Annotated in this window: 12 protein-coding genes and 1 pseudogene; 7 read left to right on the top strand and 6 right to left on the bottom strand. The window is 72.8% G+C overall.

The window, feature by feature from the left end:
• Window positions 1-143, top strand: a pseudogene (locus tag ACFZDC_RS38175) (RNA-guided endonuclease TnpB family protein); the annotation flags it as partial.
• Between the two features lie 13 nt (window positions 144-156).
• Here the strand turns inward: ACFZDC_RS38175 and ACFZDC_RS38170 are convergent.
• Both ACFZDC_RS38170 and ACFZDC_RS38165 read right to left on the bottom strand, forming a co-directional pair.
• Window positions 157-2,403, bottom strand: a complete 2,247-nt coding sequence (locus ACFZDC_RS38170; protein WP_391331215.1) for an acetate--CoA ligase family protein — start codon at window positions 2,401-2,403, stop codon at window positions 157-159.
• A 161-nt stretch (window positions 2,404-2,564) separates the two neighbouring features.
• Window positions 2,565-3,752, bottom strand: coding sequence for an NAD(P)-binding domain-containing protein (locus ACFZDC_RS38165; protein WP_391331213.1), 1,188 nt, complete (start codon window positions 3,750-3,752; stop codon window positions 2,565-2,567).
• A gap of 201 nt (window positions 3,753-3,953) precedes the next feature.
• On the opposite strand from ACFZDC_RS38165, the gene ACFZDC_RS38160 reads away from it, so the two are divergent.
• Genes ACFZDC_RS38160 through ACFZDC_RS38150 form a run of 3 tightly spaced genes read left to right on the top strand, consistent with a single transcriptional unit; the run spans window position 3,954 to window position 5,678 of the window.
• Window positions 3,954-4,406, top strand: coding sequence for a DoxX family membrane protein (locus ACFZDC_RS38160; RefSeq protein WP_391331211.1), 453 nt, complete (start codon window positions 3,954-3,956; stop codon window positions 4,404-4,406).
• Window positions 4,403-4,798 carry an OB-fold domain-containing protein gene (locus ACFZDC_RS38155; protein ID WP_391331209.1) on the top strand — a complete coding sequence of 132 codons (396 nt, stop codon included), beginning with the start codon at window positions 4,403-4,405 and terminating at the stop codon, window positions 4,796-4,798. The genes ACFZDC_RS38160 and ACFZDC_RS38155 overlap by 4 nt, the downstream gene beginning before the upstream one ends.
• Window positions 4,799-4,814: 16 nt before the next feature.
• The gene (locus tag ACFZDC_RS38150; RefSeq protein WP_391331207.1) at window positions 4,815-5,678 is read left to right on the top strand and encodes a GNAT family N-acetyltransferase; all 864 of its coding nucleotides are present in this window, start codon (window positions 4,815-4,817) and stop codon (window positions 5,676-5,678) included.
• Between the two features lie 10 nt (window positions 5,679-5,688).
• On the opposite strand, the gene ACFZDC_RS38145 is transcribed toward ACFZDC_RS38150, so the two are convergent.
• A complete protein-coding gene (locus tag ACFZDC_RS38145; RefSeq protein ID WP_391331205.1) occupies window positions 5,689-6,357 on the bottom strand; it encodes a pyridoxal 5'-phosphate synthase in 669 nt (222 codons plus the stop codon).
• A gap of 73 nt (window positions 6,358-6,430) precedes the next feature.
• Complete coding sequence (locus tag ACFZDC_RS38140; protein ID WP_391331203.1) at window positions 6,431-7,603, bottom strand: acetyl-CoA acetyltransferase; 1,173 nt, start codon at window positions 7,601-7,603, stop codon at window positions 6,431-6,433.
• A gap of 118 nt (window positions 7,604-7,721) precedes the next feature.
• On the opposite strand from ACFZDC_RS38140, the gene ACFZDC_RS38135 reads away from it, so the two are divergent.
• Both ACFZDC_RS38135 and ACFZDC_RS38130 read left to right on the top strand, forming a co-directional pair.
• Window positions 7,722-8,906: an acyl-CoA dehydrogenase family protein gene (locus tag ACFZDC_RS38135; RefSeq protein WP_391331200.1), complete on the top strand. Its 1,185-nt coding sequence runs from the start codon at window positions 7,722-7,724 to the stop codon at window positions 8,904-8,906.
• Entirely contained in the window at window positions 8,906-9,385 is a 480-nt protein-coding gene (locus ACFZDC_RS38130) for a nitroreductase family deazaflavin-dependent oxidoreductase (RefSeq protein WP_391331198.1), read from the top strand. Before ACFZDC_RS38135 ends, ACFZDC_RS38130 begins: the two co-directional genes overlap by 1 nt.
• Window positions 9,386-9,537: 152 nt before the next feature.
• Here the strand turns inward: ACFZDC_RS38130 and ACFZDC_RS38125 are convergent, their stop codons facing one another.
• Complete coding sequence (locus ACFZDC_RS38125; protein WP_391331196.1) at window positions 9,538-10,158, bottom strand: LysE family transporter; 621 nt, start codon at window positions 10,156-10,158, stop codon at window positions 9,538-9,540.
• Window positions 10,159-10,240: 82 nt separating this feature from the next.
• Here ACFZDC_RS38125 and ACFZDC_RS38120 point away from each other — a divergent pair, with 82 nt between their 5' ends.
• Window positions 10,241-10,693, top strand: a complete 453-nt coding sequence (locus ACFZDC_RS38120; RefSeq protein WP_391331194.1) for an Lrp/AsnC ligand binding domain-containing protein — start codon at window positions 10,241-10,243, stop codon at window positions 10,691-10,693.
• 76 nt (window positions 10,694-10,769) lie between these two features.
• Here ACFZDC_RS38120 and ACFZDC_RS38115 read toward each other — a convergent pair whose 3' ends face one another.
• Window positions 10,770-11,417 carry a TetR family transcriptional regulator gene (locus ACFZDC_RS38115; RefSeq protein ID WP_391331192.1) on the bottom strand — a complete coding sequence of 216 codons (648 nt, stop codon included), beginning with the start codon at window positions 11,415-11,417 and terminating at the stop codon, window positions 10,770-10,772.
• Between the last annotated feature and the right edge of the window lie 67 nt (window positions 11,418-11,484).

The following is an 11,484-nucleotide window of genomic DNA, read 5'->3' as shown; positions in this document are numbered from 1 at the left end:
CGGCACGCAACATCCTGGCCGCCGGGCTGGCGGCGTCTGCCTGTGGAGACGGTGTAAGACCTCAACGGGAGTCCTCCCGGACGGGGCGGTCGTCGGTGAAGCAGGAACCCCAGCGGGCGACCGCTGGAATCCCCCGCCTTTAGGCGGGGGAGGAAGTCAACGGCAGACCACCAGCGCGTCCAGCGCCACCGCGCCCTGCCCGCGGGGCAGCACCAGCAGCGGGTTGATGTCCAGCTCCGCGATCCGCTCGCCGAGTTCGAGCGCCATGCGCTGCACGCGCAGGACGACCTCCACGAGTGCGTCGAGGTCGGCGGGCGGCCGTCCCCGGACCCCGTCCAGCAGGGGCCGCCCGCGCAGTTCGGCGAACATGTCGCGGGCCTGCTCCTCGCCGAACGGCGGCACCCGTACGGCGGCGTCGCGCAGCACCTCCACCAGCACTCCGCCGAGACCCACGGTCACGGTCGGCCCGAACAAGTCGTCGTGCGTCACCCCGACGACCATCTCCACGCCCTGCTCGACCATCTGGCACACCAGGACGCCGTCCAGTGGGACATCCTCGTAGCGGGCGATGTCGGTCAGCTCGCGATAGGCGTCCCGTACCTGGCTGGCCGAGGTCAGACCGATCTTCACCAAGCCCAGCTCGGTCTTGTGGGCGATCCGGGCGCCGGACGCCTTCATCACCACCGGATAGCCGACCTGCCCGGCCGCGCGTACGGCGGCGGCCGCGCTGGTCACCAGTTGCTCGCGCGGCACCCGGATGCCGTAGGCGCGCAGCAGCTGCTTGGCCGCGTGCTCGCTGAGCTGCTGCCCGGGCCGCATCAGGGCCGCTGCCTTGCGGAAGGAGGGGGACGGGGTGCGCGGGGCGTCGTCGAAGGGGGAGCGGTAGCCGCCGACGAAGCGGTGGTGGTCGAGCCAGGCGCGCACGGCGGTGAGGCAGTTGCCCACGGTCCGGAAGGTGGCCACGCGGGAGGAGCCGAGCAGGACCTCCCGGTACGCCGGCTCGGTGCCGACCGGCGATCCCCACACCACGCACACCAGCTTGTCCGTCTCCTCGGCGGCCTCGACCAGATCGCGTACGAGCGTGTCGCTCAGCGGTGGGAAGGGCCCGGTCACCGGGCAGATCAGCACGCCCACCTCCGGGTCGGCGAGGATCGCGTCGATGATCTTCCGGCCGCGCCAGTCGCCCACCGGATGCCCGCCGCTGTCCACCGGGTTGGCCACGCTCAGGTACTCGGGGATCCACTGGTGCAGCTCGGCCTGCCTGTCCTGCGACAGTGTCGGCAGCCGCAGCCCGGTCCCGGCGGCCAGGTCGGCGACATGGGCCCCCGTGCCGCCGGAGATGGAGTAGACGACGACGCCCTCGGCCCGCGGGGCCCGGGCCCGCGCCAACAGGGCGGCGGTGTCCTGCAGTTCGTCCAGTCCGTCGACGCGGATCACGCCGTACTGCCGCATGGCCGCGTCCACCACGTCGTCGGCGCCGGTGAGCTTGCCGGTGTGCGAGGCGGCCGTACGGGCCCCCGCCTCCGTGCGGCCCACCTTCACCGCGACCACCGGCACCCCGCGGCGGGCGGCGCGGTCGGCGGCCAGCAGGAAGGCGCGGCCGTCCTTCAGCCCCTCGACGTAACAGGCGATGGCGCCGACCTCGGGCTGCTCGGCGAAGTAGGAGATGAAGTCGGCGCTCTCCAGGTCGGCCTCGTTGCCGGTCGGCGCCCAGTGCGAGAGCCGGATGCCCAGCTCCTGCAGGGCGAAGACCGGCCGGCCCTGGTGCCCCGACTGGGTGATGAGCGCGATCGCCGGCCCGTCCAGGTCCTCCCGGAAGCGCTCGAAGGCGTTCAGGTTGGTGTTGGGCCCGAGCAGCCGCAGCCCCGAGCGCCGTACGGCGTCCGCGAGCCGCTCCTGAGCCTCGGCCCCCGCCTCGCCGGTCTCCGCGAACCCGGAGGCGAAGGCGACGGCGAACCGCACCTTCACCTCGGCGAGTTCCTCGATCACCGGCAGCGGATCGGCCACCAGCAGCACGGCCAGGTCGACCTGCTCGGGCAGGTCGGCGACGGAGGCGGTGCAGGGAATGCCGAAGACGGACGGCCGGGTCGGATGCACCGGATGCACCCGGGCCCCCACCCGCTCGGCCCAGTCCAGCAGTTGCCGGGTGATGCCGGTGTTCGGCCGGCCCCCGGCGTCCGAGGCACCGATCACGGCGACCGACTCGGGCCTGAAGAACCGCGCCAGATCCGGTACGTCCGCATGCAGCGGCCGGCCGCCGACATCGAGGTCGGCACCGTCGGAGCCGCCGTCCATGGAGTCGGCCCGGCCGTGGACGGCGGGTCCGGGCCGCTGCTCACCGCAGGCGATGACCGGGGCCCGGCGGGAGTCGGTGGTGAGGGTGCCGTGGGTTGATCCAAGCATCGTTCCGCCCGCTCCTGTGTGACAGCCATAACTGACGCTCTGTCAGGTTACTGAACTGACACGGCGTCAAGAATGGTTGAGGAGCGGCGAAGTTGTCTCCGGCTGGGCCGGTGCCCTTGCCACCGCCGGGGAGAGCGCCCTTGCCACCGGCTTGTCTCCGGTCAGGAGAGCGCCCTTGCCACCGCCTTGGCGATCTTCTCCGCGTCGATCGCCAGTTCGCGGAACATCCCGCTGATGGGATTGGTGAACCCGGTGAAGTACAGGCCGGGCGCGTTCGCCGGAGTGCGCGACCCGTGCACCACGGGCTTCCCGCGCCCGTCCAGCACCCCCAGATGCCCGACCAGCCCTTCCAGTGCCCGGACGTATCCCGTGGCCGCGATCACCGCGTCGGGCGAGATCCGGTTCCCGTCGGCGAGGACCACCTTCCCGTCCTCGAACCCCTCGACGGCGGCCACGACCTCCACCCTCCCCTTCCGTACGGCGTCGATGAGGCCGACGTCCTGGACCGGGATGGCACCCTCCCGCACCCTGCTGTACAGCCCGGTGTCCGGACGCGCCAGCCCGTGGGCGGACAGGTCCGGCGTGCTGATCTTCGCCAGCGGCCGGGCGAGCCGGTCGACGAGCCGCACCGGCAGCCGCCGTACCAGTACGCCCGTGTACTGGGCGGCCCAGCCGGCGGTCGAGCGGCGCACGATGTGCGGGGCGGTGCGCACCGCCAGCCGCACCCGTGCGGCCCCGCCCTCCATCAGGTCGACGGCGATCTCGGCGCCCGTGTTGCCGACGCCCACGACGAGTACGTCACGGCCCGCGTAGGGCTCGGCGTTGCGGTACCGGCCGGCGTGCGAGAACTCCCCGCCGAAGCCGTCCAGGCCCGGCCACTCGGGCACGCGCGGGGTGTGGTTGTAGCCGGTGGCGACGACCACCGCGCTGCCGGTCAGTTCCCGGCCGCCGGAGGCGTGCAGCAGCCAGCCCTCGCCGGCCGTGTGGTCCGCGGCCCGCTCGACGCGGAACACCTCCACACCGGTGACGATCTCCAGCTCGTGGTGCTCGGCGTACTTCTCGAGATACCGCACCACGTTGTCCCGGGACACCCAGCGTCCGAAGCTGCGGGGCATCGGGAGGCCGGGCAGGGCCGACAGTCGGCGGGTGGTGTGCAGCTGGAGCCGGTCGTAGTGCTGCCGCCAGGAGGCACCCACCTGGTCGGACTTCTCCAGGACCACCGCCCGGATGCCCCGCGCCCGCAGCGCGTGGGCGGCGGCGAGTCCGCCGGGACCGGCGCCGATCACAAAGACGGGGCGGTCGGCGGGGGTCGGGGAGAGGTGCACGGGGGAGGGACGGGAGACGGCCATGAGCGGGAGCGTAATCACGCACTCCGTTGATGGGTCTCGGTCAAGACCGGAATTGGTTGCGGATTGATCACGGGTGTTCGGGAAAGGGGCGCACATGGTGAAGAACCGCACCGCCGTGCCCAGGTGCGCATGGTCGTCGCACGGCCGATCGACTGCGGCCCCCCCTCGGCTTTCTCCGGAATCTGACGTACCGTCAGATCCATGGACGCGATCTGGCTCGACGGCGCGGAGTGGCTCGCGGTGCTGCGCATAGGACTCGGCCTGTGGTGGCTGGAGAGCTGGCGGCACAAGGACAAGAAGGCCTGGTTCGAGCGTGGGGCGGGCATCGCCTGGGCGGCGGACGTGGCGGCGAGGCACCGCTGGTCCCCGGTGCGGGCGGGCTTCGAGACGGTGGTGAAACCGAGGCCGAAGCTGATGGCGTACATCGTGGCGTACGCCGAACTCGCCCTCGGGCTCGGCCTGATTCTGGGCTTCCTGACCCCGGCGGCCCTGCTCGGCGGTCTGGTCCTGAACGCCCTCTACTTCGTGCTCATGATCCACGACTGGGCGGAACAGGGCCAGAACTCGATGATGGCGCTGATCTCGCTGGTCGGCTTCTTCGGCATGGCGTGGCAGACCTGGTCGCTGGACGCGGCGCTGGGGTGGTTCGGATGAGCACGGCACGCTTCGACATCCCCGAGGCCGACGGCTTCACCCGCCCCTACTGGGAGGCGGCCGCCACGGGGCTCCTGCTGATCCGCCGCTGCCGGGACTGCGGCCGGGCCCACCACTACCCCCGCGAGTTCTGCCCGCACTGCTGGAGCGAGGAGGTCGCCTGGGAGGAGGCGAGCGGCCGGGCGACCCTCTACACATGGTCCACGGTCCACCGCAACGACCTTCCGCCCTTCGGCGACCGCACCCCGTACGTCGCCGCGGTGGTGGACCTGGCGGAGGGGCCGCGGATGATGACGGAGCTGGTGGAGTGCGCGGGGGACGACGCGGTGGCCGGCATGGCCCTGCGGCTGACGTTCCGGGAGGGAAAACCGGTGTTCAAGCCGGGCGGCTGACCCGAATCATGGAGGGATGCATCCGGGGACCTGGCAACTGACCGACGATCTGGACGAGTTCCTCTCCCGCGCCGGCGGCTTCCTGCGCTCCCGGCCGGCCCTGCACACGGTGCCGCTGACCGTGACGGACGCGCTGCGCACGCGGTGCCTGCACGTCTACGGCGCGCAGGCCCCGGTGTTCGGATGGCTCGGGGACGACAAGGGCGAGGTGCGGGCGGCCCTGTTCCACACGCCACCGCACCCGGTGAACGTCACCCCGCTCACCGGCCGGGAGGCCGAAGCCCTGGCGTCCGGCCTGGCAGACCTGGGCCGTGCGGTGTCCGGCGTCTCGGCCGAACGGGACACCGCGGCGGCGTTCGCGGACGCCTGGCACCGGCGCAGCGGAGCGTCGGGCCGGCTCCTGGAGCGGAAACGGCTGTACCGGCTGGGCAGGTTGCGCGAGCCGCGGCCGCTGCCGCCGGGCCGCCCGCGGGTTGCCGGGGCCGGGGACCGGGAACTGCTGATGCGCTGGAAGCGGGAGTTCGCCGACGCCGCCGGCCTGCGCGCCGGCCAGGACCCGGCCGAATGGGCCGACGCCCGCATCGCGTACGGCGGCATCACGCTGTGGCAGGCGCCCGACGGCACCCCGGTGTCCATGGCCGGCGTGACACCGCGGATCGCCGGCCAGGTCCGGGTGGCCCCGGTGTACACCCCGGCGCACCTGCGCGGCCGCGGATACGCGGGCGCGGTGACCACCGAGGTGAGCCGGGTCGCTGTGGAGCGCGGTGCGGGGGAGGTGTTCCTGTTCACCGACCTCGCGAATCCGACGAGCAACGGGCTGTACCAGCGGATCGGCTACCGGGGCGTGGCGGACTTCGCGGTGTGGGAGTTCGGGGGCTGAGCGGCGGGCGTCACGGCCACAACAGGCCCCTGCTCCACCCGAACTCCGTGCGCCGGTACTCCAGTCGCACGTGCCTGCGGTCGGGGTCCCCTTGGAAGAACTCCACCGTTTCGGGCCGCAGCCGGTACAGGGTCCAGGTCTCGGAGGGCTCCGTCGGATTCTGCCGGGCCCGCTCCCAGGCGGCCTGCGATGCCTGCCGCAGCTCCTCCACCGAGGACAGCTCCTCGCTCTGCCGTCCGGTGAGCGCCGCCGCCAGCGCCCCCGTCGAGCGCGCGTGCAGGTCCGCCTGGCTCTCCTGGGACGGCGCCGACGCGACCGAACCGCGTACCCGCACCTGCCGGCCCAGCACCGGCCAGTAGAAGGCCAGGGCCGCGTACGGGCGGGCGCTCAGGGCCCGGCCCTTGCGGCTCGTGGCGTGGCTCGCGAAGGACCAGCCGTCCGCGTCGGCGCCGTGCAGCATCACGATCCGCACGTCCGGCCTGCCGTCCTCGTCGGCCGTCGCGAGTGACATCGTGTGCGGCTCCGGCTGGCCCGCCTCCACCGCCTCCACGAACCAGCTCGTGAACAGGTGAAGCGGTGTCGGCGGCGCCTTGTCCGGGTCGAAGGGCCGTAGCTCCGTCACCCCGGGTGCCCACACCCGCAGGGACCGCAGCATGTCATGGAGATCCTTTTGTGCCATGGGTCGAGTATCGCCCGGGGCGGTGCACCGGCCGCCCGGATGGCGCGCCGCCGCGCCCCGGACCCGGACGCCCTCAGTCCCGGCCCAGTACCACCGTTGCCGAGGAGCAGAACCAGCCGCCCGTTCCCGAGGCGACGCCTAGGCGCGGCAACGCGCCGTCACGGGCCCGGACTTGCCGGTCACCGCCCTCCCCGCGCAGTTGCCGTACCGCTTCCACCAGCAGGAACAGTCCCCGCATCCCGGGATGTTGGGCCGACAGGCCGCCCCCGTCGGTGTTCACCGGCAGTTCCCCGCCCCGCACCAGCAGCCGGCCCTTCTCCACGAACGCCCCGCCCTCACCCTTCCCGCAGAAGCCCAGGTCCTCCAGGGTCACCAGGGTCATGTAGGTGAAGGCGTCGTAGATCTCCGCGAAGTCCATCTCGGCCGGCCGCACCCCGGCCCGTTCGAAGGCGAGCCTGCCGCTCACCGCCGCCGGGGAGACCGTGAAGTCCGGCCACGCGGACATCGCGGCGTGGGACACGTGCTCTCCGGTGCCGAGGATCCACACGGGGCGGGTGCGGCAGTCCGGCACGTACTCCTCGGCCGCCAGCAGCACCGCCGCCCCGCCGTCCGAGCGGATGCAGCAGTGCAGCTTGGTGAACGGGTCGGCGACCAGCGGCCCGTCCAGGACGTCGTCGACGGTGATCGGGTCGCGGAACATCGCCTGCGGGTTCAGGGCCGCGTTGGCCCTGGCCTGGACCGCCACCTCGGCGAGCTGCTCGATTGTCGTGCCGTGTTCGATCATGTGCCGGCGGGCCGCCATCGCGTACTTGGCGATCAGTGTGTGGCCGTAGGGGACCTCGAACTGGAGCGGGCCGCGCGCGCCGAAGGACAGGTTGCCCGTCCTGCGGCCCGCCCTGATGTCCGCGCGCGCCGTCGAGCCGTAGACCAGCAGGACGGCGTTCGCGTGGCCCGCCGCTATCGCGTCCGCCGCGTGCGCCGCCATGACCTCCCAGGTCGAGCCCCCGACGGAGGTGGAGTCCACCCAGGTGGGGCGCAGGCCCAGGTACTCCGCCACCTCCACCGGGGCCAGCGTGCCGAGGCCCGCCGAGGCGAAGCCGTCCACCAGGGCGCGGTCCAGGCCCGCGTCCGCCACGGCGCGGCGGGCCGCCTGGGCGTGCAGGGCGTACGGGGTCGCGTCGTCCATGCGGCCGCAGTCGGAGAGGGCCACCCCGGCCACGGCGACCTTCCGGTTCCCGGGCTTCATGAATCTGACGGTACATCAGATGCGGCGGGCCGCGGCAGGTGTCGCGCCTCTGGGTTTCCCTCCCGACCGGGCCTAATATGACGAACCGTCAGATCAGGTCGGAGGGATCGGATCAGCCATGGACACGCGCCTCACCGCCGAGCAGGACGAGATCCGCCGCACCCTGCGCGAGCTGCTGCACAAACGCTGTGGCGCCGAGGAGCTGCGGGCGGCCGTGGACAGCCCGGCCGGGTACGACCCCGCCCTGTGGTCCGCCCTCGCCGACCAGCTCGGACTGCCCGGGCTCGCCCTCCCCGAGGCCTACGGCGGTGTCGGCTGCTCGACCACCGAACTCGCCCTCGCCTGCGAGGAGACCGGACGCGCTCTCGCACCCTCCCCGCTGCTGGCCGGCTCCGTGCTCGCGGCCCCGCTGATCCTCGCCCTCGGGACGGAGGCGCAACGCGCCGCGCTCCTGCCCCCGCTCGCCGCCGGCACCCGCACCGCCACCCTCGCCGTCCCCGGGCACGCCCTCACCACCGCCCTCGCCCTGACCGGCGGCAACGGCGGGGAGTGGGCCGGTGGGGGCCGGGCCGGGGGTGTGCAGGCCCGGCACGGCGCGGACGGGTGGCGGCTGTACGGGCAGGCCGACCAGGTGCTGGACGGACACTGCGCGAGCCTGCTCGTCGTCGCCGCGCACACCGGGGGGTTCGCCCGGTCCCGGACCCTGCTGTTCCTGGTCGAGGGGGACGCCGTGGGGATCGTACGGGCCCGGCGGACCGCGCTCGACGCCACCCGGCCGCAGGGGCGGATCGAGCTGCGCGACGTGGCGGCCGAGTTGCTGGGCTCAGCCGACCAGGACGTGCTTGCCGCCCTCTCGGAACTCGGTGACACCGCGGCCGCCGTGCTCGCCGCCGAAGCGGTGGGAGCCGCCGGCCGGGCGCTGGAGCGGACCGTGGAGTACGTCGGGCAGCGGGAGCAGTTCGGACGGCCCGTCGGGTCCTTCCAGGCGGTGAAGCACCGGCTCGCGGACGTGTACGTCGAGGTGCAGGCCGCACGCTCGGCCGCCTGCTACGCGGCCTGGGCGACCGCTCATGGGCAACGCGTGGGCCGGCTCGCGCTCGCGCAGGCGCTCGAGGCGTTGCGGTGTGCGGCCGGGGAGGCGATCCAGCTGCACGGCGGGATCGGGTTCACCTGGGAGCACGAGGCCCACCTGTACTTCAAACGGGCGGCCGGGGACGAGCTGCTCTTCGGGCCGGTGCACCGGCTGCGGGAGCGGGCCGCCGAGGAGGCCGGGCTGTTCGTGCGCGGGGAGGTGGCGGTCTGATGGCCGGCGGCGTGCGGTTCGTGCAGAGGGTGTCCGCCACCCGGGCCTTCGCCAAGGCCGCCCCGCATGTGGTCCCGGCCCTCGACCGAGCCGTCCACCGGCTCACCCGGGGCCGGGTGCTGCTCAGCGCCCGGCTGCTGCCCGGGGTGATCCTCACCTCCACCGGCGCCCGCAGCGGACTGCCCCGCAGGACCCCGCTCGCCTGCATGCCCGAGGCGGAGGCGGCCGGACAGAGCTGGATCCTCGTTGGCTCCAACTTCGGCCGGACCGGACACCCCGCCTGGACGCACAACCTGCTCGCCCATCCGGAGGCGGCGGTCAGCTGGAAGGGTGAGGACATCCCGGTCACGGCCCGGCTGCTGACCGGCGAGGAGCGGGCGGCGGCCTGGCAGGCGGTCCTCGCCTTCTGGCCGCCGTACGCCGCCTACCAGGCGCGGGTCGACCGGGAGATCCGGCTGTTCCGGCTCGTCCGGAGGTGAGCGCTCTCCTTTTCCCCTTCCTTCCGCCGTTCCGCCGTTCCTCCGTTCCGCCTTTCCGCCTTTCCGGCGTCGGCGCCGTGGGGATACCCGGAGGCAGGGCACGTCGTACCGGGTCGGGGCGAGGGTGCGCACGGCGTGCGCGCGCCGATTACTCAGAGCGTCGACAACCGCTCCACCAGCAGGAACGCGCCGATTCCGAGCATCGCAGCGCCCGAGGTGCGGGTGACGGCGCGGGCCGCGGCCGGGCGGGCCGCCAGCAGGGCGCGGGCGAGGGTGCCCACGGTGAGGTACACCGCCGCGCAGCAGGCCATGTGGAGCACGCCGAGCGTGGCCGTCTGCACGGTCACGGGCAGGTGGGCGCCCCGCAGGGTGAGGAACTGCGGGAGCACGGAGAGGTAGAGCAGCAGGCCCTTCGGGTTCAGCCCGCTGATCGTGGCGCCCCGGAGGAACAGGCGGTGGCCGGCACCCGGCGCCTCGTCGGCCGCCCCCGGAGCGGCCGGCCGGCGCAGCACCCCCCAGCCCAGCCACAGCAGGTACCCGGCACCCGCCACCGTCAGTGCCGTCAGCAGCCGGGGCGAGCCCGCCACCAGCACCGCCAGGCCCGCCGTCGCCAGGACCGTGTGCAGGGCGTACCCGCAGACCAGGCCCGCCACCGCGCGCGGCACCCCGCGGCCGCGCAGGGCGGTCGCGATGACGTACGCCCAGTCCGCGCCCGGCACGCACACCAGCAGCAGGTCCACAGCGAGGAAGGAGAGGAGCAGTCCCGAGTTCATGCTGGGGACATTAGGCGTGAATGGCCCGAAAGTGTTCCTGAAGTTTGCCCATGATCGCCGATACTGAGCAATAATCTTCTTCATGGACGACGTGGACCGGAAAATCCTTGCCGAGCTGCAGCAGGATGGGCGGCTGACCGTGACCGAGCTGGCCGCCCGGGTGCGCCTCAGTGTCTCGCCCTGCCACCGGCGGCTGCGCGAGCTGGAGCGATCCGGCGCCATCCAGGGCTACCGGGCGGTGGTGGACGCGACCGCGCTCGGGCTGAACTTCGAGGCGCTGGTCTTCGTGTCCATGCGGCAGGAGGACCGGGACACGGTCGCGGAGTTCGAGCGGGCGGTCAGCGAGCTGGAACACGTCCTGGACGCCCAGCGGCTGTTCGGCGAGCCCGACTACCTGCTGCGGGTGGCCACCGCCGACCTCGCCGCCTTCCAGCGGCTGTACGACGAGCGGCTCGCGACCCTGCCGGGGGTGCAGCGGCTGACCTCGACGCTGGTGATGAAGCACGTGGTGCGGGACCGGGCGCTGCCCGCATAGCGCAGCAGGCGGTGGCTCATCGCAAGTGAACCGCCGCCTGCCGGACAGGACTTGGACCGGGAAAAAGGGCCGTGGGCTACTTCGTCGGCTTCTTGCCCGTCACGCCCAGGTGGACCAACAGCGCCAGGTTGGGCTTGAGTTCGGCCTGCTTGACGCCCCAGGAGGAGAAACCCTTCTGGTGCGCGGCCACCGCCGCGAGCATCGCGACGAGCGAGCCGGCGATCGCCGCCGGGTTCACGTCCTTGTCGACCCTGCCCTTGGACTGCAGTTCGGTAATGGACTCCGCGAGGGAGTTGTTCACCGAGTTCAGGATCTTCATGCGGATCTTGTAGAACCGTTTGTCCCCTTCGGCGGCGCCGAGGTCCACCACGCGTAGGATCGCCTCGTTCTTCCGCCAGAACTCCAGGAAGCCGTCCACGAGTTCCTGTGCGGTCTGCCACCCCGCCTTGCCGGTCCAGGTGCGCCCTTCGAGCAGCTCGGTCAACCCGGCACCCTCGGCGGCCATTTGCTCGGCGATCTCCAGGACGGCGCCCTCGACGTCCGGGAAGTACTGGTAGAAGGTCGCGGGCGAAGTGCCCGCCTTCCTGGCGACATCGATGACCTTGACGTCCCGGTAGGGGGAGGAGCTGAGCATCTCGCTGAGGCAGTCGAGCAGCTTCTGCCGGGTCGCCTGCCCACGCCGGCCGGCCACGCGGCCGTCGACGGTACGCACTTGTCCTGTCATGCCGTCAGCTTACCGAGGGGGGATGAGAGCGCGATTCGGCCGACTGCAAATGGGGTGCACGGGGGTA

This window comes from Streptomyces sp. NPDC007905, from assembly GCF_042959345.1.
Classification (GTDB): Bacteria; Actinomycetota; Actinomycetes; order Streptomycetales; family Streptomycetaceae; genus Streptomyces.
The sequence above is the reverse complement of the archived record's forward strand: the minus strand, read 5'-3'. Positions and strand labels throughout refer to the sequence as shown.